The sequence below is a fragment of the Streptomyces sp. Tu 2975 genome, assembly GCF_009832925.1.
GTDB lineage: Bacteria > Actinomycetota > Actinomycetes > Streptomycetales > Streptomycetaceae > Streptomyces.
Map to the genome: position 1 here is coordinate 4,568,338 of NZ_CP047140.1, position 22,147 is coordinate 4,590,484.

The 22,147-nt window shown below is 70.5% G+C and carries 20 protein-coding genes; 9 read left to right on the top strand and 11 right to left on the bottom strand.

What is annotated here, in order from left to right; genetic code table 11:
- Positions 1 to 50 precede the first annotated feature (50 nt).
- The 6 genes from GLX30_RS20310 to GLX30_RS20335 all read left to right on the top strand — a co-directional run bounded on the left by GLX30_RS20310 (position 51) and on the right by GLX30_RS20335 (position 8,089).
- The gene (locus GLX30_RS20310) at positions 51 to 1,175 is read left to right on the top strand and encodes an LLM class flavin-dependent oxidoreductase (protein WP_159690915.1); all 1,125 of its coding nucleotides are present in this window, start codon (positions 51 to 53) and stop codon (positions 1,173 to 1,175) included.
- A gap of 370 nt (positions 1,176 to 1,545) precedes the next feature.
- Complete coding sequence (locus tag GLX30_RS20315; protein ID WP_159690918.1) at positions 1,546 to 3,294, top strand: D-aminoacylase; 1,749 nt, start codon at positions 1,546 to 1,548, stop codon at positions 3,292 to 3,294.
- A complete protein-coding gene (locus tag GLX30_RS20320; protein ID WP_159690921.1) occupies positions 3,291 to 4,760 on the top strand; it encodes an aldehyde dehydrogenase family protein in 1,470 nt (489 codons plus the stop codon). The genes GLX30_RS20315 and GLX30_RS20320 overlap by 4 nt, the downstream gene beginning before the upstream one ends.
- 283 nt (positions 4,761 to 5,043) lie before the next feature.
- Complete coding sequence (locus GLX30_RS20325) at positions 5,044 to 6,597, top strand: APC family permease (protein WP_159690924.1); 1,554 nt, start codon at positions 5,044 to 5,046, stop codon at positions 6,595 to 6,597.
- Between the two features lie 181 nt (positions 6,598 to 6,778).
- Complete coding sequence (locus GLX30_RS20330) at positions 6,779 to 7,150, top strand: hypothetical protein (protein WP_037774416.1); 372 nt, start codon at positions 6,779 to 6,781, stop codon at positions 7,148 to 7,150.
- Between the two features lie 66 nt (positions 7,151 to 7,216).
- Positions 7,217 to 8,089, top strand: a complete 873-nt coding sequence (locus GLX30_RS20335) for an EamA family transporter (RefSeq protein WP_159690927.1) — start codon at positions 7,217 to 7,219, stop codon at positions 8,087 to 8,089.
- A 13-nt stretch (positions 8,090 to 8,102) separates the two neighbouring features.
- Here GLX30_RS20335 and GLX30_RS20340 read toward each other — a convergent pair whose 3' ends face one another.
- Positions 8,103 to 8,477, bottom strand: a complete 375-nt coding sequence (locus tag GLX30_RS20340) for a VOC family protein (RefSeq protein WP_005316259.1) — start codon at positions 8,475 to 8,477, stop codon at positions 8,103 to 8,105.
- Positions 8,478 to 8,606: 129 nt separating this feature from the next.
- A complete protein-coding gene (locus GLX30_RS20345) occupies positions 8,607 to 10,091 on the bottom strand; it encodes a CehA/McbA family metallohydrolase (RefSeq protein ID WP_159695140.1) in 1,485 nt (494 codons plus the stop codon).
- Positions 10,092 to 10,401: 310 nt separating this feature from the next.
- Between GLX30_RS20345 and GLX30_RS20350 the strand changes: the two genes are divergently transcribed.
- A complete protein-coding gene (locus GLX30_RS20350) occupies positions 10,402 to 11,229 on the top strand; it encodes an LLM class F420-dependent oxidoreductase (RefSeq protein WP_159690931.1) in 828 nt (275 codons plus the stop codon).
- An 18-nt stretch (positions 11,230 to 11,247) separates the two neighbouring features.
- Here the strand turns inward: GLX30_RS20350 and GLX30_RS20355 are convergent, their stop codons facing one another.
- The 9 genes from GLX30_RS20355 to GLX30_RS20395 form a co-directional block, all read right to left on the bottom strand.
- On the bottom strand, positions 11,248 to 11,670 hold the full coding sequence (locus GLX30_RS20355; RefSeq protein ID WP_159690934.1) for a PIN domain-containing protein: 423 nt from the start codon (positions 11,668 to 11,670) through the stop codon (positions 11,248 to 11,250).
- A complete protein-coding gene (locus GLX30_RS20360; RefSeq protein WP_159690937.1) occupies positions 11,667 to 11,894 on the bottom strand; it encodes a type II toxin-antitoxin system VapB family antitoxin in 228 nt (75 codons plus the stop codon). The genes GLX30_RS20355 and GLX30_RS20360 overlap by 4 nt, the downstream gene beginning before the upstream one ends.
- Positions 11,895 to 11,987: 93 nt before the next feature.
- On the bottom strand, positions 11,988 to 12,884 hold the full coding sequence (locus tag GLX30_RS20365; RefSeq protein WP_159690940.1) for a helix-turn-helix domain-containing protein: 897 nt from the start codon (positions 12,882 to 12,884) through the stop codon (positions 11,988 to 11,990).
- Positions 12,885 to 13,324: 440 nt separating this feature from the next.
- Positions 13,325 to 13,798 carry a carboxymuconolactone decarboxylase family protein gene (locus GLX30_RS20370; protein ID WP_159690943.1) on the bottom strand — a complete coding sequence of 158 codons (474 nt, stop codon included), beginning with the start codon at positions 13,796 to 13,798 and terminating at the stop codon, positions 13,325 to 13,327.
- Between the two features lie 166 nt (positions 13,799 to 13,964).
- The gene (locus GLX30_RS20375; protein ID WP_159690946.1) at positions 13,965 to 14,618 is read right to left on the bottom strand and encodes a hypothetical protein; all 654 of its coding nucleotides are present in this window, start codon (positions 14,616 to 14,618) and stop codon (positions 13,965 to 13,967) included.
- A 322-nt stretch (positions 14,619 to 14,940) separates the two neighbouring features.
- The gene (locus GLX30_RS20380) at positions 14,941 to 15,174 is read right to left on the bottom strand and encodes a hypothetical protein (protein ID WP_159690949.1); all 234 of its coding nucleotides are present in this window, start codon (positions 15,172 to 15,174) and stop codon (positions 14,941 to 14,943) included.
- The gene (locus GLX30_RS20385) at positions 15,174 to 16,817 is read right to left on the bottom strand and encodes a putative T7SS-secreted protein (protein ID WP_347879776.1); all 1,644 of its coding nucleotides are present in this window, start codon (positions 16,815 to 16,817) and stop codon (positions 15,174 to 15,176) included. Before GLX30_RS20385 ends, GLX30_RS20380 begins: the two co-directional genes overlap by 1 nt.
- The gene (locus GLX30_RS20390; RefSeq protein ID WP_159690952.1) at positions 16,817 to 17,464 is read right to left on the bottom strand and encodes a hypothetical protein; all 648 of its coding nucleotides are present in this window, start codon (positions 17,462 to 17,464) and stop codon (positions 16,817 to 16,819) included. The genes GLX30_RS20385 and GLX30_RS20390 overlap by 1 nt, the downstream gene beginning before the upstream one ends.
- Positions 17,461 to 17,973, bottom strand: a complete 513-nt coding sequence (locus tag GLX30_RS20395) for an SseB family protein (RefSeq protein WP_208545450.1) — start codon at positions 17,971 to 17,973, stop codon at positions 17,461 to 17,463. The genes GLX30_RS20390 and GLX30_RS20395 overlap by 4 nt, the downstream gene beginning before the upstream one ends.
- Before the next feature lie 121 nt (positions 17,974 to 18,094).
- Here GLX30_RS20395 and GLX30_RS20400 point away from each other — a divergent pair, with 121 nt between their 5' ends.
- Positions 18,095 to 20,689: a bifunctional FO biosynthesis protein CofGH gene (locus GLX30_RS20400; RefSeq protein ID WP_159690958.1), complete on the top strand. Its 2,595-nt coding sequence runs from the start codon at positions 18,095 to 18,097 to the stop codon at positions 20,687 to 20,689.
- Positions 20,690 to 20,989: 300 nt separating this feature from the next.
- Complete coding sequence (locus GLX30_RS20405) at positions 20,990 to 22,120, top strand: ADP-ribosylglycohydrolase family protein (RefSeq protein ID WP_159690961.1); 1,131 nt, start codon at positions 20,990 to 20,992, stop codon at positions 22,118 to 22,120.
- Positions 22,121 to 22,147 lie beyond the last annotated feature (27 nt).

Here is a 22,147-nt window from a genome sequence, read left to right on the forward strand (position 1 = left end):
GACCCATCCAGATCTGATGGTGCGTCAGAAACGATAGGCGGTGAACCCCCATGGAATTCGGCCTCTTTGTTCAGGGATACCTCGGCAAGCGCGCCGAGACCGACCCGCTCGCCGAGCACAAGGCGCTGATGGAGGAGACCGAGTACGTCATCCAGGCGGACAGGTCCGGGTTCAAGTACGCCTGGGCCTCCGAGCACCACTTCCTGGAGGAGTACTCGCACCTGTCGGCCAACGACGTCTTCCTCGGCTACCTCGCCCACGCGACCGAGCGCATCCACCTCGGCTCCGGCATCTTCAACCCCCTGGCCCCGGTCAACCACCCGGTCAAGGTCGCGGAGAAGGTCGCGATGCTCGACCACCTGTCACAGGGCCGCTTCGAATTCGGCTCCGGACGCGGCGCCGGGTCCCACGAGATCCTCGGATTCATGCCGGGCATCACCGACATGAACCACACCAAGGAGATCTGGGAGGAGACGATCGCCGAGTTCCCGAAGATGTGGCTCCAGGACGAGTACGTGGGCTTCCAGGGCAAGCACTGGTCCCTGCCGCCGCGGAAGGTCCTCCCCAAGCCCTACGGGCCCGCCCACCCGCCGATGTGGTACGCGGCCGGCTCCCCGTCCTCGTACGCCATGGCCGGCAGGAAGGGCCTCGGCGTGCTGGGCTTCAGTGTCCAGAAGGTCTCCGACATGGAATGGGTCCTCGACTCGTACAAGTCGGCGGTGAAGGAGGCGAAGGCGGTGGGCGCCTTCGTCAACGACAACGTGATGGTGACCTCGACGGCGATCTGCGCGGAGACGCACGAACGCGCGGTCGAGATCGCGGTGTCCGGCGGCCTCAACTACCTCCAGTCGCTGCTGTTCCGCTACCACGACACGTTCCCGCGCCCCGAGGGCGTCCCCGAGTGGCCGGAACTCCTGCCGGAGTACACGGCGGAGATCATCGAACTGCTGATAGCGGAGGAACTGATGATCTGCGGCGACCCGGGAGAGGTGCTGCAGCAGTGCAAGCGGTGGGAGCAGGCGGGGGCGGACCAGCTGTCGTTCGGCCTGCCGATCGGAGTGTCCTACGAGGACACGATGACGACGATCCGCCTGATCGGCGAGCACGTGATCCCTCAGATCGACACGGACCCGATCCACCGGACGACCCGCTTCCGGGAGTCGGCGTCGAGGTGACGGGGTCGTCACCGGGGGCTCTGCCCCCGGATCCCTCGCGCCTCGATCTCCCCCTACGGCCCGGCTGCCGTGGGAGGTGCCCCCGGCGGGACCGAAGCCGCCAGGCAACGTGAGCCGGCCCGGCGATCGAGCGCACCGCGCGAAGCGCGGTACCACGTCCGGGCGGAGCCCGGTCCGGGAAGGGGCGGGGATGGGAAACGGCCCCGCGCAGCGGCCACCCTCCGCCCCTCCCCCCACGCACGGGCGGCGTCTTCCCGGACCGTCGCCCGTCGCGGCCCGGTCGGGGTGACGCGCGTGGCCGCGGCCGGCCGCCGCACCCCCGGCCGGGCCACACCACACCCACCAACCACCCCGTACAGAAGGGGACGCCATGCTCGCCCACCTCATCCGCAACGCGACCGTCCTCGACGGCACGGGCGCCCCCGCGTACCGCGCCGACGTCGGCATCGGCGACGACGGCCGGACAGCCGTCATCACAGAGCCGGGCACCGGCACAGGAACCCCCTCCGCGAGGACCGTCGAGGACGCCACCGGCCTCGTCCTCGCCCCCGGCTTCGTCGACCCGCACACCCACTACGACGCCCAGTTGTTCTGGGACCCGTACGCCACGCCGTCCCTCAACCACGGCGTCACGACCGTCGCCGGCGGCAACTGCGGCTTCACGCTGGCACCGCTCAACCCGGACCGCCCGGAGGACGCCGACTACACGCGGCGGATGATGTCCAAGGTCGAGGGCATGTCCCTCGTCGCGCTCGAGGAGGGCGCCCCCTGGAACTGGCACACGTTCGGCGAGTACCTGGACGCCCTTGAAGGCCGCACGGCCGTCAACGCCGGTTTCATGGTGGGCCACTGCGCGCTCCGCCGGCACGTGATGGGCCCGGACGCGATCGGCGGGCAGCCGACCCCGGCGCAGCTCGAGCAGATGCTGGCCCTCCTCCACGACGCCATGGAGGCCGGTGCCTGGGGCCTGTCCACCACCCAGTCGTCGACACACTCCGACGGGGACGGCAGGCCCGTCGCGTCCCGTCACGCCCTGCCGCACGAACTGCTCGCCCTCTCCAGGGCGGTGGGGGAGCACGAGGGCACCCAGCTCGAGGCGATCGTCGCGGGGTGCCTCGACCGGTTCGGGGACGAGGAGATCGACCTTCTCGTGGAGATGAGCGCCGCCGCGGGAAGGCCACTGAACTGGAACGTCCTCACCATCGACGCCTCCGTCCCCGACCGCGTCCCCCGCCAGCTGGTCCCGTCCGAGCGGGCCCGTAAGGCCGGCGGCCGCGTCGTCGCGCTGACCATGCCGATCCTCACGCCGATGAACATGTCACTCGGGACGTTCTGCGCGCTGAACCTGATCCCCGGCTGGGGCGAGATCCTGTCCCTCCCGGTGCCGCAGCGCATCGCGAAGCTGCGCGACCCGGCCGTCCGGGCCGGGATGCTGCGCCGCGCGGACTCCCCGGAGGCCGGCGTCTTCCGCAGGCTGGCCCACTTCGGCCGGTACGTCGTCGGGGACACGTACACCCGGGAGAACGAGGGCCTCACCGGCCGCGTCGTCCGGGACATCGCCGCGGAACGCGGCCAGGACCCGTTCCAGTGCCTGGTCGAGATCTGCGCCAACGACGATCTGCGTACGGTCCTGTGGCCCATGCCCAGCGACAACGACCCCGACTCGTGGGCCCTGCGCGCGCAGACCTGGCAGCACGAGGACGTGCTGCTGGGCGGTTCGGACGCCGGCGCGCACCTGGACCGGATGTGCGGTGCCCCCTACACGACCCGCTTCCTCGGGGACTGTCTGCGGGGCCGGAAGCTGGTCGGACTGGAGGAGGCGGTGAAGATGCTGACCGACGATCCGGCCCGTCTCTTCGGTCTGCGCGACCGCGGCCGCATCGTGGAGGGCCACCACGCGGACCTCGTCCTGTTCGACCCGGAACGCATCGACGCCGCCCCGGCGACGCTCGTGCACGACCTGCCCGGCGACAGCCCGCGCCTGGACGCGAAGGCCGTCGGGATCGTGTCCGTGCGGGTCAACGGCGTGGAGACGATACGGGACGACAAGGTCACCGGCGCCGTACCGGGCCGGGTGCTCCGTTCCGGCCGTGACACGAGGACGGTGTCGACCCGGTGACGGCTCCGGAGCGGGCCGGGCAGCGGCTGTTCATCGGCGGACAGTGGGTCGAGCCGGACGACGGTCACTACGAGGTGATCGACCCGGCGACGGAGGAGGTCGTCGGCCTGGCGCCCGAGGCGAGCCGCGCCCAGGTCCACGCCGCGGCCGCCGCCGCCCGCGAGGCCTTCTCCTCCTGGTCCCGTACGGGGCCCGAGGAGCGCGCCGCGATCCTGGACCGGGCGGCCGCCCTGGTCGTGCGCGACCGTGAGGCGCACACGGAGCTCGCCCGTGCCGAGAGCGGCGCGACGACGGCCACGGCACGCGGGATGCAGGTGGCGGTGGCGGCGGTGCGGTTCGCCCGGTACGCCAAGGGCGCGCTGGAGCCGGTCGAGCGGGCCCTGCCTCCGCAGATCAGCGCCGCGGGCCCGATGGGCAGGGCGGGCGTGCTCGGCGCTGTCGCCGTACGCCGGCCGGTCGGCGTGGTCACCTGCATCACCTCGTACAACAATCCATGGGCGAATCCGGCCGGCAAGGTCGCGCCGGCGCTCGCCATGGGCAACACGGTCGTGGTGAAACCCGCTCCGCAGGATCCGCTGTCCGTCTACCGGATGGCGGCGGCCCTCGAGGAGGCGGGCGCCCCGCCCGGCACGGTGAACGTGGTCACCGGTTCGGCGCCGGCCGTCGGCGAGGCGGCCGTCGACTGCGAGGACGTCGACATGGTCAGTTTCACCGGCTCCACGGCAGTCGGGCAGCGCATCGCCGAGGTCTGCGGCCGTGGGATGAAGCGCCAGCTGATGGAGCTCGGCGGCAAGGGCGCGGCCCTCGTCTTCGACGACGCGGACATCGGTTCGGCGGTGCGCGGGATCGGTACGACGTTCTCCTTCTACAGCGGTCAGATATGCACGGCGCCGACACGGGTGATCGCGCAGCGCGGTGTGTACGACCGGCTGGTGGAAGGGCTGGCCGGCTTGGCGCGTGCCCTGCGCGTCGGAGACCCCCGCGATCCGGCCACGGTGGTCGGACCGGTCATCTCGGCGGCGCACCGCGACCGGGTGGAGTCGTATGTCGAGCTGGGCAGGAAGGAAGGCGCGCGTCTGGTGGCGGGCGGCGGGCGCCCCGCCTTCGAGAAGGGTTTCTACGTAACTCCCACGCTCTTCGCCGACTGCACGAAGGACATGCGTGTCGTGCGTGAGGAGATCTTCGGGCCGGTGGTGGTGGTCCTCCCGTTCGACGACGAGGAGGAGGGTGTCGCGCTCGCCGACGACGGCGAGTACGGCCTGATCGACTACGTCTGGTCGGGCGATGTGTCCCGGGCCTTCCGGGTGGCGGGCCGGCTGCGGGCGGGCGGCGTCGGGGTGAACACCGTCGGCAGGAACATGGAGGCGCCGTTCGGCGGCTTCAAGCGGAGCGGGGTGGGCCGGGACGTCGGCTCGTACGCGCTGTATGCGTACAGCGAGCTCCAGTCGGTGGTGTGGCCGGGCTGACGGCGGGCGGCGGGTGGCTGAAAACCCTTGCCGTCATTGGCCCGTGGCGGGGCCGGAAAAAGGCACGGGAAATTTTGAAACCGGACAAAACGGTCGCCCCTGCGGTTCTCGCATCTCGGAAGAGTGGGCCGGCGGCCTTGTGATGTACCACTGGTAACGCCAGCATGTCTTTCGAATGCCCGGCAAGTGTGCGTCCTGACCTTGGAATCGAGCGCCGGAGATCCCGGGGAATCCGGACTTCGATCATCCGGATGTGGAAACCGCAGCACTTAACGTCCTCCCCATGACTCAGCTGGATGCGCGGCCAGAGGCCGGAGACACGGTACGGAGCGCCCCCGACGGGGGTGTCCGCACCAAGGGCCTGGGCGGGAACTCCGTCGGCCTCATGGGTGGAGCTGTCATCGGCGTCTCGACGGTTGCCCCCGTCTACTGCCTGACCTCGACACTCGGACCGACCGTCGGCGAGGTCGGGCTCCAGATGCCCGCCATCTTCCTGGCCGGCTTCCTGCCGATGCTGCTCGTCGCCTTCGCGTACCGGGAGCTGAACAAGGCGGTCCCCGACTGCGGCACCTCCTTCACCTGGTCGGTGAAGGCCTTCGGTCCCAAGATCGGCTGGATGTGCGGCTGGGGACTGCTGGTGGCCACCGTCGTGGTCCTGTCCAACCTCGCGGGCGTGGCCACGTCCTTCTTCTGGCTCACCGCCGGAGAGGTTACGGGCAGCGCCGACGTCGCCGCCCTCGACGGCAACAAGGCCGTCCACATCCTCACCACACTCGGCTTCATCGCCGTCGCGACGGCGATCAGCTACCGGGGCATCACCGCGACCAAGTGGGTCCAGTACGCCCTGGTCTGCCTCCAGCTCACCGTCATCGTGATCTTCGCGGCCATGGCAATCGCCAAGTCCGGCGAGGTCGCCGGCTCCCTGGACTTCTCCCTGTCCTGGATGAACCCGTTCGGCATCGAGTCCTTCTCCGCCTTCACCGCCGGGCTCTCCCTCTCGATCTTCATCTACTGGGGCTGGGACGCCTGCCTGTCCATCAACGAGGAGAGCGTCGGCAGCGCCCGCACCCCGGGCCGCTCCGCCATGCTCGCCATGGTGGTCATCGTCGCCTCGTACCTGATGGTGGCCATCGCCGTGCAGATGTACGCCGGCATCGGCGAGAAGGGCACCGGCCTCGGCAACCCGGACACCTCCGACAACGTGTTCGCCGTGCTGGCCGACCCGATCATGGGTTCCGGTCTCGGCATCCTGCTCTTCGTCGCGGTCCTCGCATCCGCCGCGGCCAGCCTGCAGACCACCTTCATCCCGGTCGCCCGCACCGCCCTCGCGATGAGCGCGTACGACGCCATGCCGCCGGCCTTCGCCAAGGTCCACCCCCGCTTCAAGACCCCGGGGCTCGCCACGGTCGCCGCGGGCGTCGCCACCGGCGTCTTCTACACGGTGATGAGCCTCGTCAGCGAGAACGTCCTCGTCGACACGATCTACGCGCTCGGCCTGATGATCTGCTTCTACTACTCGATCACGGCCTTCGCCTGCGTCTGGTTCTTCCGCAAGGAACTGACCCGCTCGACCGGCAACCTGCTGGTCAAGGGCATCCTCCCCGGCGTCGGCGGCCTGATGCTCACGGCGGTCTTCGGCAAGACCCTCTACGACATGTGGGACCCGGCCTACGGCTCCGGATCCTCCGTCCTCGGCATGGGCTCGGTCTTCGTCATCGGGGTCGGCCTGCTGGTCCTCGGCTTCTTCCTGATGCTCCTCATGCAGCGCCGCAGCCCGGCGTTCTTCCGCGGCGAGGTCCTCACCAAGGAGACGCCGGCGCTGGAACTGGCCGACTGAACGACCCTCTGCCGGGCCCCGGTGCGCGTCGCGCGGCCGAGGCCCGGCTTACGGCTGTCCGGGCCCTGAACACCTGTCCGGGCCCTGAACACCGGCCCGGACCGGTGCTTCAGGGCCCGATCTCGACAGCGGGGCCGCCCGGCCGGCCCCGCTGTCCGACCCGGGCCCTACAGTCGCCCGTATGACCGAGCCGCTGATCCGAGCCACCGAAGCCGGCGGGAGGTCCCTCGACGATCCGTCGGAGGTGGCCGTCCACGACCTGCTCGCCGACATGAACCTGTCCCACCGGTTCGTGATCGTCGAGCGGACCGACAGGGAGCCGGCCGACCAGCACTTCATGCAGGTGTATCTGAACGACGACTTCAGCTACCAGGTCGAGTACCGCGAGGGCGGCGACCATCTGCACTTCGAGGCCCACGTGCCGTGGCAGGGGGACGTCATCGGGCCCGAGCCGGTGGCCAGGATCATCGGCGACTGGATGCGCGACGGCGACACCTGGCGCACGGCGCTGCCCTGGACCCCGCTCTTCCCGGCGGGCAAGGACGGGCGGTAGGCCCCCGGGGGCACCGGGTGGAGTGTCGGCGCCCCCCTCCCGCCGTGCCCGTCCTACGGTGCGGTCATGCGCGCACCCTCGGACAGCGGAGCCGCTCCGGCCACGTTCGCCGTCTGCTGTCTCCTCGCCGGAGGCAACGCCGTCGGCGTCCGCTTCAGCAACCGCGAGCTGGATCCGCTGTGGGGCGCCGCCCTGCGCTTCGGGGCCGCGGCCGCGGTCCTGCTCCTCGTCATGGCTGTCATGCGGCTCCGCTGGCCACGCGGACGGGCACTGGCCGGCGCGCTGCTGTTCGGTGTGCTCAACTTCGGCGTCACCTTCGCCCTGGCCTACTACGCCCTCGTCCGCATCCACGCCGGTCTCGGCCAGACGATCCTCGCGCTGGTGCCGCTCGCCGCACTGCTGCTCTCCGTCGCCCAGCACCAGGAGACGTTCCGGCTGCGGGCCGCCGTGGGGACGGTACTCGCCGTCGCGGGCGTCGCCGTGGTGTCCCGGAACCCGCTGCAGGGCTCCGTCCCACTGCTCTCGTTCCTCGCGGTACTCGGCGCGGTGCTCTCCTTCGCGGAGGCGACAGTCCTGGTCCACCGCCTGCCGAAGGTCCACCCGGTCACGATGAACGCGGTCGGTATGACTGGCGCCGCGGTCCTCCTCTTCGCCGGCTCCCGCGCCGCCGGCGACGCGTGGATCCTCCCCGAGCGGGCGGCGACGTGGTGGGCCGTGGCGTATGTCGTCCTGGCGGGCTCGGTGGCCGTCTTCGTGCTCTACCTGATGCTGGTCAGAGCCTGGGGTCCGTCGAGAGCCGCGTACGTCTTCGTCGTCTTCCCCCTCGTCACCATCCTGCTCTCGGCGTGGCTCGACGACGAACCCCTGACGGCGAGCCTGCTCCTGGGGGCACCGCTCATCCTGCTCGGCGTCTACGTCGGGGCACTGCACAGGCGGTGACCGGTCCCCGTCGTCAGCCCGTGCGTTCGGCGGCGCCGCGCTCGACGCAGAATTCGTTGCCCTCCGGGTCCGCCAGCGTCACCCAGCCCCTCCCGTCGGGCACGCGATGGTCGCCCACGAGCGTCGCCCCGAGCGCCAGCAGACGCTCCACCTCCTCGTCGCGGGTGCCTTCCGCCGGCACGATGTCCAGGTGGACGCGGTTCTTCACGCTCTTCTTCTCGGGCACGGTGACGAACAGCAGCGCGCCGTTCGCCGACTCGACCAGCGCCTCCGGATCGCCGGGCGCGTCCTCGTCGGAGACCTTGGCATCCAGCACCGCCGCCCAGAAGGTCGCGAGGCGGTAGGCGTCGGAGCAGTCGATCGTGATGTGGCGGACAAGTGATCCCATGCCTGGAGGGTAGGGCCCGGGGCCGCACCCCGGCCGCCATTTTCCGATGGGCGGGAAGGGCCGATAGGGTCGGACGCCGGGCCGCCCGCACCGCCGGCGGCCCGGACATCACTTCGCCGGACCGCGGGGTCAACCGCCAAGGAAGACAGGGTTGGTGAACGCGGCGAGAGCCCCCGGCATCGGCGGCATCACGGGCGCGTGGCGTACCTCGGCGCGTACGTAGGTGGCGTACCGCGCGGTCGTGCGCCACTCCACCGTCCCGGTTCCCGAGGCGGGCAGCGCAGCCGAGTGCAGCACGCCCTGGTCGGTCACGAACCGCACCGTGCATCCGGGCGCGCCCTCGACCTCCAGCCGCACCGTCACCGGGTCCCTGTCGTCCACGCGGAGCCGCTCGCCGATGCCCGCGTGCCGGCCGCGCCCGCCGGCCGCGGAGAAGGCGAGCGAGACGTCCTTGGACTCCGCGACATAACTGCGCCCGGCCTTGATCCCGTCGAGGATCGCCCCGCGGGTCAGGTCGTCGGCGAGGACGACGGTCTGCGGGGTGCCCACCTTGTCCGGGTCGCGGTGCGCGTCGCTGCTGCCCATGGCGGGGGTCCAGCCCTTGCCGGTGCGGGCGGCGAGCGCGAGCGTGCTGTCCCAGTCGGCGAGCGACACCTCGTCGTCGGGCGTGTAGGGCCCGTTCCAGACCTCCACCGCGTCGGCCTCACCGAAGCCGAACTTCCAGTTGCACCCGATGCAGGTGGCGTGCGGATGGGCGGGCACCACCAGCCCGCCGGCCCGGCGGATCTCACGTGCGTAGTGCCCGAAGCGGTTGTCGCGGGCGCGGTAGCGCCAGTCGACGAACGTCCCCGGGTCGGTGCCGAGCGCCACCACGTGCCCGTTGCGGGTGGTGACCTCTTCCCCGAGCAGGATCAGCAGGTCGTCGCCGGCCTCCGCCGCCCAGTGGGCGTGCGCGGAGTGGGTGTTGTGCTCGGACGAGTTGATGAAGTCCAGCCCGGCGGCGCGGGCGAGGGCGGCGATCTCGCCGGGGGTGCGCCTGCCGTCCGAGTACCAGGAGTGGAGATGGCAGTCGCCGCGGTACCAGGCACGCCCGCGGCCCTTGGCGCGCTCGGGCGGGTGGACCACCTTCGGGGCAGGAGCCGGCTCGCCGTACGTCAGCGTGATGCTCACCTCGTACGGGAGGCCCTGCGGCGCGACCGTGTACGGGCCCAGCGCGATATGCCACGTACCGGGGCGGACGGGGCCCGGGACGTAGCCGGGGGTCGCCTCGTCCGCCCGGATGAAGAACTCCGACCGGGCGCCGCCGGACCAGCCGCGGAAACCGTCACCGCCGAGGGCGGTGCCGCGCTCGTCGAAGATGCCGATGTCGAGCGCGTTGCCCGCCGTCCCGGCCGGCTGCGCCGGCCGCTCGTACCGGTACGAGACGTGGATCTCCCGCACCCCGCGCGGCACTTCGACCGGCAGGTACACGTAGTCGGGGGAGCCGGGCGGCAGCGTGCCGCGTACGACCTCTGTCCGCCGGCCGTCGTCGCGCGGCGCGGCGCTCGCGAAGCTCACGGTCCCCAACGTAAGCGCGGCGGCGGCCCCGGTCACGAGCAGCCCGCGCCGCGCCATCGCGTGTCCCCCGGGATCTGTGTGTCCCGCTGGTATGTCGTCGTTCGCTTGCTCGTTGCACATGCCGTCGGCTCCCCAGGGTGTCGAGAAGGACAGGAGTGATGCAGCTTGCGGCCCGTGCGGTCCGTGCGGTCCGTGCGGTCCGTACGGTCCTTGCGATCCGTTCGGTCCTTGCGATCCGTTCGGTCCGTGCGGCCTTGGGGTCGAACCCTGGTATTCAGCCGTGAACGAGCGGCCAAGGGAAGAGGTTCGACGGACGGCGCGGTCATGACCGGATACGGTGCGGACCCGTACGGCATACGTTGGGCGCATGCGGATCTCGACCACCATCTTCCTGACCGACGAGACGATCAGCCCGGTGCGGCTGGCCCGCGAGCTGGAGCAGCGGGGCTTCGCCGGCCTCTACGTCCCCGAGCACACCCACATCCCGGTGGAGCGGACCACCGGCTACCCCGCGGGTGGCGAGCTTCCCCGCGAGTACGGGCGCACGCTCGACCCCTTCGTGGCGCTCGCGCAGGCCGCGGCGGTGACGTCGACGCTGGCCCTCGGCACGGGCATCACCCTGGTCGCGCAGCACGATCCGATCGACCTGGCGAAGCAGATCGCCTCCTTGGACCATGTCTCCGGCGGCCGCTTCACGCTGGGCGTGGGCTTCGGCTGGAACAAGGAGGAGGCGGCGGACCACGGGGTCGAGTGGTCGACGCGCCGCGAACTCGCACTGGACCGGATGCGCCTGATGCGGGCGCTGTGGGCGCCGGAACCCACCGCGTACAAGGGCGAGTACAGCTCGGTCCGCCCTTCGTCGGCGTTTCCCAAACCGGCCGGCGGCGCCCCGCGCATCCTGGTCGGCGGCGCGGCGGGCCCGAAGCTCTTCGCCCACATCACGGAGTACGCGGACGGCTGGCTCCCGATCGGCGGCCGGGGCCTCACGGAGACGATGCCGCAGCTCCGCTCGGCCTGGGAGTCGGCGGGCCGCGACCCGAAGACCCTCCAGGTCGTCCCGTATGCGGTCCGGCCCTCGGCGGGGAAGCTGGCGCACTACGCGGAGCTGGGCGTGGAGGAGGTCGTCCTCCAACTCCCGCCTGCGGCCGAGCCTGAGGTCCTGCGGGCGCTGGACGAGTACGCGCAGTATCTGTAGCGGCCTCGGGAGAGTCGGTCAGACGGTGTACGGATCCCGCACGTCCCGTACTTCGACCTCGTCGACGAGGCGCGCGACGGACACGAAGTCGTTGTCGCGATGCAGCACGACCAGGCCGTGGTGGACCGCCGTTGCACACAGCAGCAGGTCCAGCGGGCCGGCGCTGCGATGCTGCCCTTTCTGAGTGAGCTTGTACTGCGCAGTGTCGACCCATGACCATGCACCACCAGGGACCCGGGCGGCCGGGAACATGTCGTGGAGCCTTGTCTCGAGGTCGTCCCGGTGGGCAGGACCGGTCGCCGAGTGGAGAAACTCGGCTTTGGTGGGTTCGCAGATCAGCACGAGCCCGGACTCGACGAACGGCGCCCATGCTGCCCGTGCCTCCGGTATGCGCAGCAACTCCCACAAGGCGGACGTATCGATGAGGAACCGGTGGTTCACTCGCCCCTCCAAGCTCGCTTCCGGGCTTCGTACGCCTTGATGGCCTCGTCGAACTCGCCGCTTTCCGCGCGCTCGGCAAGATCCTGCATAGCTTCCAGCCTCTTGAGGCGTTGCACATAGTCCAGCAGGGCGCCGTTGATCGTGTCCTTCTTGGTCGTCGTACCCATCAGACGCATGGCCTCCGCCAGCACGTCGTCGTCGAGATTGACGTTGGTCATGCTCATCCGGACCTCCATGTTGGTCATGTGGATGACCGGCCCACATTATGTACATCCGCCCCTCCATGGTACGGCCGAGCATCAGGGCGTCACCAGCAGTCACGACGCCACGAGGGCGGCGGCCGGCGCGCAAGCGCTGCACAGCCCCGGCCCGGGCGCGCGGAACGCGAGGTCGCAGGCGTCGCACGTCTGGAACGGGTCCGGGCGGGGCGTGGAGGGTGGGGCGGCCGGGAGCGGTGGTGGCAGTAGCTCCGTCAGCCGGTGCCGGAGCAGCCCCGCCGGGCGGTGCAGCTCGCCGGCGGGCAGCGCGGCCGTCAGCGTCCGCCGTACCGCGTCGGGCGCGACGCCCCGCTCGAGCCAGACGTCGACGGCCGGGGCCAGGCGGCCGATGTCCCGCTCGGAGAGCAGCAGCCGGGGATCGTGCCGCCGCAGGTCGGCGAGGAGGGTGGCGGGGACGGGCCGCGGCGGCGTCCGCGTGGGGTGCGCGGTTGCCGGCCGGGGCCGTGGGCAGGGCTGCTGCGGCAGAGGTACGGGCTCTGGCCCGACGACCGGGTCCGGCACGGGCGGCTCGACGGCAGGCGGCGGCGCTTCCCGGACGGGCGCGGTGACGGGCACGGCCTGCCCCGGCACACGGATCCGCATCGCGGGCGGGTTGTTGAACGACTCGGTCGTCGTGATCAGCTGCCCGGACGGCAACCGCACCCGCGTACGCCGCAGATACCCGTACCGCTCCAGCTCGTTGAGCGCGTCCGAGATGCGGTCCTCGCCCTCGGGGAACCGCTCGGCGAGCTTCTTGACCGAGATCCTGGCCCCGGTACGCAGCGACTGGATGTGCACGGACAGACCGATCGCGGTCAGCGAGAGACGGTCGTGCTGGGCGAGGTGGTTGCCGACCACGACGAAGCGTTCGTTGTGCGGCAGGTTGATGTGCCGGATGCCGACCGCGGGAACGGGCGGCGACGCGCACAGGGGCGCGTTAAGCTGCGGTACAGCCATGGGGAAGCGTTCTCTTCCTCGTTGGTGAGGCCCTCGATCGGGATGCCAGTCCCGGCCGGGGGCCGCCGCATTTCTGCGGTCGTGTTCTGTTGTCGAGGCTGAGCTTGCACCGCGTCATGGCATATGCGCCAGTCGAGTTGGGGTGCATCACCCGTCCGAGTGAGCGGGGGTGAGGTTGGGGTGGGGAAGGTTCTTTCCCTGGTTCTTACAGCTTTTGAAGCGGGGGCGTCGAGGTCCAGGAGAACCGGGACCGGGAACTCCCCGATCCGGCCGTACCCGCACAAATCACCCTCGCGCGAGGTGTGCCGTTGCCGGCCCGGACGAAGGCCGACGCCGGTGTCGGACGAAGTGCGCCCCGGGCCGCGACGAGGCGGCCCGGGGCGGGCGCTACTGCACGTTCGGGACGGGACCGGACGACGGTCCGTGCCTGGTACTCCTCGTCATCCGAACTGGCCGGGCTGGTAGTCGCCGGCGGGCTGCTGGACGATCACGTTCGCGCGGTTGTAGGTGTTGATGAGGGCGATGAGGCCCACCAGGGCGGCGAGCTGCTCCTCGTCGTAGTGCTTGGCCGCGTTCGCCCACGCCTCGTCCGTGACACCACCGGCCGCGTCGGCGATGCGGGTCCCCTGCTCGGTCAGCTCCAGGGCGGCACGCTCGGCGTCGGTGAACACGGCGGCCTCACGCCAGGCCGCGACCAGATTGAGGCGCACCGAGGTCTCCCCGGCGTGCGCGGCGTCCTTGGAGTGCATGTCGGTGCAGAATCCGCAGCCGTTGATCTGACTGGCGCGGAGTTTCACCAGTTCCTGCGTCGCATGGGGCAGCGTCGAGTCGGATATGACCTTGCCCGCGGCGTTGAGGTGCTTGATGAACCGGAGGGCGACCGGGTTGGTGAAGAGGTTCAAGCGAGCATCCATGGTGAGCTCCTGTGCCGTTGCCGATGGTTACACCACTCCGACGGAACGACCGGACAAGGATGTGACACGGCGCGATGTGACCCGCGTCACGCTCCGGTGCGGTTGATCCCGCCTGCCCGTCCCGATCGGGTCCCGAGTCACCGGCCCGCCCCGCGCCCGGCCGCCGTCAGTCCGACGCCGGCCGCAGCGTCGGAGCCGTCAGGCCCGTCGTCGCGTCGTCCGGGCTCGCGTACGGGTCCGTCGGCGGGGTCGGGAGGTACGCGCACTCCGCATGCACGCCACCGGAGAAGCGGCCGCCGTCCGCGTACCACTCGTAGACCTGGCGGCCGTCGCCTTCGCGTTCCGTGCGCAGGGCCCAATTGCCGCCCGACGGCGTGGAGTCGAACGAGACGATGTCCCAGCCCTCCGCCTTCAGGTGGTCGCGCAGACGGCGCATGGCCGGGAGCGCCTCCGACTCCGGGACGTCGGCGAGGTGCCACGAGTGGGAGAGGGCGTAGGCGTTGTCGACGTGTTCGTCGGCCACGCTCTCCAGGCCGCCCGGGTAGCAGTAGCCGGACGACAAGGAGTTGAACTCGCCCGACGGGAGCAGCGCGTCGAAGCCGAGGACGTCGTACGACTCCTGGGAGCGGGCGCCCGCCCGGTCGGCCATGGTCTGCGGCGCGACCTTCGGATAGTCCTCGGGGGTCGCGCGCTGCACGCCGTACGTCACCAGTACGACGAGCACCAGCAGCACGGGGATGCCGACGATCGTCGCCAGGGCGATGCCGAGCCACTTGGCGGCGGACGTGCTGGTGCGGGGCTGCGCGAGGTCTTCGGTCACGGGCACGACGCTACGAGGCGGGCCGCCACGGCCGTACCCGTCAACCGACTCAAGCCGGATGAGCACGGCTACTCAGCCGACCGGGCACCGCCCCCGGCCGGTTGTCCGCGAGCGCTCGTTTGCTCGACGCATGACCGATCACCAGCCCGATCGGCCGCCAGGACGGCAAACCCGGATGGCGTCGTGACCGCGAGCGCCACTACGTCGACGCGTCACGCGGCACGTGCACCAGATGTGCGAGTCCACACCGCATCCCTAGGACACCGAGCCGGGCGCCGGCCTGTCCGCCGGGGGCGACGTCAGGCCGGTGCTCTCGGTGCAGTCAGCTGGCGCTCATTCCGCGGTCCGGCCATTGCGCCAACTCGTCGTACATGGCGTTGATTTTGCGCGACGCCTTGAGAAATGCGTAGTCGACTTCACCGTCCGCCGGACGGGATCGACGGCTCTTCGTGTCCATGATAAGAGTGCGGGGCGTTTCCGTCGAATCGAAGCCGAATGCATACTCGACCGAATCACCCGATTCGGAAACCTTGCGAAAGTAGACGAGTGAAGCCATTACCATTCTCCTTCCAAGTCTTCACGTTTGTACAAGGGTATCTTTTGCTCCCAGTTGTAGTTACTGTTCGCGAAGCGATGGGCTTCCTGGTACGTGGCGCCTGGGTTGTCGCGGAGATACCCGAGCTCTGCGATCTCGTGCTCGAGCAGCAGGTGGTCCTCAGGCAGGCCGTTTCCGGACCTCAATCGGATCCATGCATCCGCGATCTCGGCATCAGCGTCGAATTTCCGGATGACCACCTGGCCCGTTTCGGGGTCGACGATCGGGTGCTCCGTGTCGAAGACATGCTTCTTGACCGACGCGATTTCTTCCTCGGTGAATCCTGAGGATCCATTGCCGCGTTCTATGCCGCGAGAGTGTTCGGCGATGGAGCTGACATCCCGTGCGTCCTCGAGGAAGCTGCTGTAGGCGTCCTCGGCCCACCGGGTCTGCGCGGGATCGTCGAGAAGGTCCCTCGGTCGACGTCGGGCTCCGGTCGCCCACTCGTCCGGCACCTTGCCGTTTAGTCCGCTACCGCCCGGCAGGTCCTTCAGGCCCGCCCGGAGCCCGCCTCGGAGAAGGCCTGCGCCTTTGGTGCCGAGGATTTCGGGGATGAGGCGGCCGATGAATTCTGAGGGGTCGCCCTTGGCTGCTTCCCAGGCGTTCTTCAGGGCGCGGTCGGGGTTGGCGGCGGTGGAGGCGATACCGGCGAGTGTGGTGTTGACGCCTTTCCAGTACTCGGCCGGGTGGGTGAGGTTGTACATGTCGAGCGGGTTGACGGAGCGGACGAAGTTGACGATGCCGGCTGTTCCCTTGACCACGCCGCCGGCCAGGTGCATGGATTCCACGCCCATACCCAGGGCGTAGTCGGTGAACTCGGCCTGGAGTTTGTCCCGGCCCGTCGGTTCCTTCGGCGCGTGCGCCATCGCCGCCGTCACCGCGCTCTTGGCAGCCTCGGCGGCCTCGTTGCGGGCCTTGCGGGCGTCGGCGAGGATCTCCCGTGCCCGGGCCCGCTTCGCCTTGCCCGGGTCGGTGAACTCACCCGGGTGCGGCAGCGGATTGTCACTGTTTCGCGCCGCGTCGTACGCCCGCCCCTTCTTGTTGTACGCCTCGACCGCAGCCTTGGAGTCGCTCTCACCCTCCTTGTAGAGGGCGATCGCCTCCTTCGCCTTGCCCTGCGCGCTGGTGATCGCCTTGGAGTAGGTTTCCAAAGCTTTGGCGGCGTCCTCGCACGCGTCCGCCGCGCGCAGCCAGTCCGTGGGCAGCGGCTCGAACTTCTCCCGGAAGGTGTTGGCCGCCTCACCCTTCCAGTGCGCGGAGTCCATCTTCTTCAGCCCGCCGCCGACCAGGTCGAACGCCTTCTGGAAGTCGCGCAGGTTCTTCACCGACTCGGCGATCTTCTCCGGCCGGCCATGGATCAGCTCGTTCGCCTCTTCACTCTGACCGAGCTGCTGCTCACCCACCTGAGCACCGAGAGACGAAGCGGTCTCGTCCCCCCAGTCCTCGACCGCCTCCGCCACACCGTCGTAGCCGTAGTGCCGCAGACCTTCGCCGGCCTTGTCGGTCACATAGTCGACACCCTCGCCGACCAGTTCCTTGCCCTTGTCGATCCCGTCGTCGACGATGTCGACGCCCTTGTCGACCAGCCCGCCCCAGTCCACCATCAGCGACTCTCCCCCCACCGCGGCTGCTCAGCCTGATCGACCGTCGCCTGATCGGGATCCAGATCCTCACGCAACTGCGCGTCCAACCGCTCCCGCACCGCCGGGTCGAGGATCCCCGCCCGCTCCATCGCGTCGTTCTGCGCGTCCATCACGTCATACGTGGTGTTGGCCCACGTCTGCTTCACCTCGGCATGCGCCTGCGAGAACGACTCCCGGCTCCAATCGGCGTTGTCCCACGCGTGCTGATCCCGGATCGTGTCCCAGCGCATCTGCTTGACCTCGTCCTCCGACAGATGCGGATTACCGTTCAGCGAGTTCACACCGATCTTGAGCGTGTCCTTGACGTACCGCTCCTGCTCCGCGAACGACCCCGCCGACAGACCCAACGCCTGAGCGACCAGGTTCCCCTTCAACGTGAGCGCCCGAACGCCCCACTCCCACCGGTTGCAGAACGTCTCGAACTCCGACGTCAGCCCGGGATGCCCCAACTCCAACCCCGACAGGGCCAGATCAGAAAACCCCCGGCCCGTCGTCGCCTCCCCGATCATGCCGAGCTCCTTCAGCTCCGCATGCGCCAGATCGATACCACTCGCTATCTCCACCAGCGCCGACGGCGGCGCCGCAAGATCCGGCTGCTCCCCACTCACTGCGTCCCCCCGAGATCCACCACCGCCGCCTCGGGCACCACACCCTCGACCGGCGGAAACAACATGCCCTCGTCACTGCCCGCATCCAGCGCAACCCCCGCCGGTCCCGGCAACATCGGCACCATCACATCCAGCAACCGCGCACCCAGCACCGTCCGGAACTCCCACACACGCCCCGCATCCCGCTGCGCATGCGCGAACCGCGACAGCGCCTCCTCATCGGAGAACGCACAGATCCACCGCACCCCGTTGAAGTCCGCCGTCCACAAACTGCCGGACTCGTCGAGGGGCACCAGTACGGCGGTGTCCCTGAAGTCCTCCAACAGCATCATGAACCTGAGTCGGGCGAGGGCGAGCTCATCCATGGGCTGCGCTGCCCGAACCCTCGACGCAGACGGGTCAGGCGCCGGCGCTTCCGCCGGAAGTGCTGCCGGCTGCCAGTCGGCCAACTCGGCGATTCTCGAGGGGCGGTCCGGCCTCGATATCTTGTCGTCCCCGTTGTCACTCACGCGGCAGATGCTGTCACGGCCGCCTTTTTCGAGGCAACGGAGATCGGGGGCAAAGCGAGGCACAAGGGACGCATGTCGCCGACGTCACGGACCTGACCCACCCCGCTCGTATGCTCGACGCATGACCGATCACCAGGGCGGACCCCATCCGGCACGGCCGACCGAGAACGCCATGCGCCGGGCGCTCAAGCGGGCCAGGGACGGGGTGGCGCTCGATGTCGCGGAAGCCGCCGTGCTGTTGCAGGCCCGCGGCGCGGACCTGGAGGACCTTGCCGCCTCCGCCGCGAGGGTCCGCGACGCGGGGCTGGAGGCGGCCGGCCGGGCCGGGGTCATCACGTACTCGAAGAGCGTCTTCATCCCGCTCACCCGCCTGTGCCGCGACAAGTGCCACTACTGCACCTTCGTGACCGTGCCCGGCAAGCTCCGCCGTGCCGGGCACGGGATGTTCATGTCGCCGGACGAGGTGCTGGAGGTCGCGCGGCGCGGAGCCGAAGCAGGCTGCAAGGAAGCGCTGATCACGCTCGGCGACAAGCCGGAGGACCGCTGGCCCGAGGCCCGCGAGTGGCTCGACGCGCACGGGTACGACGACACGATCGCGTACGTGCGGGCCATGGCCGTCCGGATCCTCGAGGAGACCGGGCTGCTGCCGCACCTCAACCCCGGGGTGATGTCCTGGACCGACTTCCAGCGGCTGAAGCCGGTCGCGCCGTCGATGGGCATGATGCTGGAGACGACGGCGACCCGGCTGTGGAGCGAGCCGGGCGGGCCGCATCACGGGTCGCCCGACAAGGAGCCCGCCGTACGGCTCCGCGTACTGGAGGACGCCGGGCGGACGAACGTGCCGTTCACCAGCGGGCTGTTGATCGGTATCGGCGAGACGTACGAGGAGCGGGCCGATTCGCTGTTCGCGCTGCGCCGCGTCTCGCGGGCGTACCACGGCATCCAGGAGCTGATCCTGCAGAACTTCCGCGCCAAGCCGGACACGGCCATGCGCGGGATGCCGGACGCCGAACTGGACGAGCTGGTCGCGACCGTCGCGGTCGCGCGCCACATCATGGGGCCCTCCGCCTGCCTGCAGGCGCCGCCGAACCTGGTGGACGCGGAGTTCGCGCGGCTGATCCGCGCCGGGATCGACGACTGGGGCGGTGTCTCGCCGGTCACCCCCGATCACGTCAATCCGGAGCGGCCCTGGCCCCGGATCGACGAGCTGGCCGAGAGGTCGGCGGCGGAAGGCTTCGAGCTCCGGGAACGGCTGTGCGTGTACCCGGAGTTCGTCCAGCGCGGCGAGCCGTGGCTCGACCCGCGGCTGCTGCCGCACGTACGGGCGCTGGCCGACCCGGAGACCGGTCTCGCGAAGAGCGACGCCTTTCCCACGGGGTTGCCCTGGCAGGAGCCCGACGAGGGCTTCGCCGCCACCGGGCGCACGGATCTGCACCGGACCATCGACACCGACGGCCGTACGCACGACCGGCGTGACGACTTCGACGCCGTCTACGGCGACTGGGACGCCCTGCGGGAGGCCGCCGCGCCCGGCATGGTGCCGCAGCGCATCGACACCGACGTGAAGGCCGCACTGTCCACGGCCGCCGACGACCCCACCCGGCTGACGGACGACGAGGCCCTGGCCCTCCTGCACGCCGACGGTCCCGCCCTGGACGCGCTCACCCGTATCGCCGACGATCTCCGCAGGGCGGTCGTCGGCGACGACGTCACGTACATCGTCACGCGGAACATCAACTTCACCAACGTCTGCTACACCGGCTGCCGTTTCTGCGCCTTCGCCCAGCGGCGCACCGACGCCGACGCCTACACCCTCTCGCTGAGCCAGGTCGCGGACCGGGCGCAGCAGGCGTGGGACGTGGGCGCGGTCGAGGTGTGCATGCAGGGCGGCATCCACCCCGATCTGCCCGGCACCGCGTACTTCGACATCGCACGGGCCGTCAAGGAACGCGTCCCCGGCATGCACGTGCACGCCTTCTCGCCGATGGAGGTCGTCAACGGGGCCAGCCGCACCAACCTGTCCGTCCGCGAGTGGCTGACGGCGGCGAAGGAGGCGGGCCTCGACTCGATCCCCGGCACCGCCGCAGAGATCCTCGACGACGAGGTCCGCTGGGTCCTCACGAAGGGCAAGCTGCCCACGGCGACCTGGATCGAGGTCGTGAAGACGGCGCACGAGCTCGGCATCCGGTCCTCGTCCACGATGATGTACGGGCACGTGGACCAGCCCCGCCACTGGCTCGGCCACTTCCGTACGCTCGCCCGCATCCAGCAGGAGACCGGCGGCTTCACGGAGTTCGTGACGCTGCCGTTCATCCACACCAACGCACCCGTATACCTGGCGGGCATCGCGCGGCCCGGCCCGACCACCCGCGACAACCGCGCCGTCACCGCGATGGCCCGCATCCTCCTGCACCCGCACATCACCAACATCCAGACCAGCTGGGTGAAGCTGGGCGCGGAGGGCGCCGCGGAGATGCTCCGCTCGGGGGCCAACGACCTCGGTGGCACGCTGATGGAGGAGACCATCTCCCGTATGGCGGGCTCCGGTTACGGCTCGTACCGCTCCGTGCGTGACCTGACCGCCATTGCGGAGGCCGCCGGGCGGCCGTCCAGGCCGCGTACGACGCTGTACGGGGAGGTCCCGGCCGAGCGTCAGCAGGCGGCGAGCGCGTCCGACGGGCACCTCCCGGAGCTCCTGCCCCTGCTGCCGGACTGACCGCTGCGGGACCGGTCCACCGTTGCGCACCGCGCCGCCGGACGGGCCCGTCGGTCGCCGGCGCTCGGCGTTCGGTCCGCCGGGACCGGTGCGAACAGGCCGTAGGGCACGGCCGCGCCCGGTGCCCGGCACCACGGGGCATACGGGTCGGTACGCCGCACCTGCCTGCGTCCTGCGACATACCGGTGCGACCCGCGCACGGTCCGTCCGGGACCGGCCCTCGCCCCCTGAGCCGGCCGTTCCCGTTCGATTACAGTGCTGGGCCGGGCAGTGTTCGTTCGACGTCGGGGGAGGAGCGCGGTGAGCGCAGCAGCCGCAGGCGTGTGGGGCCGTGCCGAGCAGCAGGACTTCCGCGCGAGGGTGCGCGGTGCGCTGCTCGGCGGTGCCATCGGCGACGCGCTCGGCGCCGGTGTCGGTGGGCTCACCATCGACGAGATCCGCGCCGCCCACGGCCTCGACGGGCTGACCGACCTCGAGCCGGTCAACGGCCGCCGCGGCGCGGTGACGGCCGCCACACAACTGACGCTCTTCACCGTCGACGGCCTGATACGGGCCCAGGTCCGCCGCGACACCGGCGCATGGCACCCGCCCACCGATGTGCACCGCGCCTATCTGAGATGGGCCGCGACCCAGAGCGACTGGGGCCCCGACGAGCGCCGCAAGGACAACGGCTGGCTCGCCCGCGAGGAGTGGCTCTACAGCCGCCGCAACCCGCCCCGGGACACCGTCACCGGTCTCGGCGACGCGAGCATGGGCACCTTGCAGGCCCCCAAGAACCCGACCGCCCGTGACGCGGGCGCGCTGGTGCGCTCCGCGCCGTTCGGGCTGCTGGTCGGCTGGGAGCCGCAGTTGGTGTGCCAGCTCGCCGTCGAATGCGCGGCGCAGACGCACGGGCATCCGACCGCGTACCTGTCGGCCGGCGCGTTCGCCGTCGTCGTGCACGGTCTGGCACGCGGCGAGACGCTGGACGGCTCGGTGCAGCGGGCGCTGGCGCAACTGGCGTCCCGGCCGGGCCATCAGCCGGTCACGGACGCGCTGAAGCAGGCGCTCGGCGCCGTACGGCAGGGCATTCCGAGCCCGGCACGCATTGCGTCCCTCGGCGACGCCAGGCAGGCGGAGGACGCTCTCGCGATCGCCGTCTACTGCGCCCTCGTCGGTGAGGACATCCGGCACGGGCTGCGTCTCGCCGTCAATCACGACGGCCCGTCCGAGGTGACCGGCACCGTGTGCGGCGCGCTGCTGGGCGCGATGCACGGGGAGACCGCGCTGCCGCCGGCCTGGCTGTGCGAGCTGGAGGGCCGTCCGACACTGCTGGAGATCGCGGACGACTTCGCGATGGAAATGACCCAGGGCCCGGCACTGCACAGCCCCACGGCCACCGCGCCGGGCTGGCTCCAGCGGTATCCGCGGGCGGCGGCCGAGCTGACCTGAGCCGGCCCGCCTGCCAGGAACGACGAG

Coding starts and splice junctions, on each gene's coding strand:
- GLX30_RS20310 (WP_159690915.1), top strand. CDS start 51: ATGGAATTCGGCCTCTTTGTTCAGGGATACCTCGGCAAGCGCGCCGAG.
- GLX30_RS20315 (WP_159690918.1), top strand. CDS start 1,546: ATGCTCGCCCACCTCATCCGCAACGCGACCGTCCTCGACGGCACGGGC.
- GLX30_RS20325 (WP_159690924.1), top strand. CDS start 5,044: ATGACTCAGCTGGATGCGCGGCCAGAGGCCGGAGACACGGTACGGAGC.
- GLX30_RS20330 (WP_037774416.1), top strand. CDS start 6,779: ATGACCGAGCCGCTGATCCGAGCCACCGAAGCCGGCGGGAGGTCCCTC.
- GLX30_RS20335 (WP_159690927.1), top strand. CDS start 7,217: ATGCGCGCACCCTCGGACAGCGGAGCCGCTCCGGCCACGTTCGCCGTC.
- GLX30_RS20340 (WP_005316259.1), bottom strand. CDS start 8,477: ATGGGATCACTTGTCCGCCACATCACGATCGACTGCTCCGACGCCTAC.
- GLX30_RS20345 (WP_159695140.1), bottom strand. CDS start 10,091: ATGGCGCGGCGCGGGCTGCTCGTGACCGGGGCCGCCGCCGCGCTTACG.
- GLX30_RS20350 (WP_159690931.1), top strand. CDS start 10,402: ATGCGGATCTCGACCACCATCTTCCTGACCGACGAGACGATCAGCCCG.
- GLX30_RS20360 (WP_159690937.1), bottom strand. CDS start 11,894: ATGAGCATGACCAACGTCAATCTCGACGACGACGTGCTGGCGGAGGCC.
- GLX30_RS20365 (WP_159690940.1), bottom strand. CDS start 12,884: ATGGCTGTACCGCAGCTTAACGCGCCCCTGTGCGCGTCGCCGCCCGTT.
- GLX30_RS20370 (WP_159690943.1), bottom strand. CDS start 13,798: ATGGATGCTCGCTTGAACCTCTTCACCAACCCGGTCGCCCTCCGGTTC.
- GLX30_RS20380 (WP_159690949.1), bottom strand. CDS start 15,174: ATGGCTTCACTCGTCTACTTTCGCAAGGTTTCCGAATCGGGTGATTCG.
- GLX30_RS20385 (WP_347879776.1), bottom strand. CDS start 16,817: ATGGTGGACTGGGGCGGGCTGGTCGACAAGGGCGTCGACATCGTCGAC.
- GLX30_RS20400 (WP_159690958.1), top strand. CDS start 18,095: ATGACCGATCACCAGGGCGGACCCCATCCGGCACGGCCGACCGAGAAC.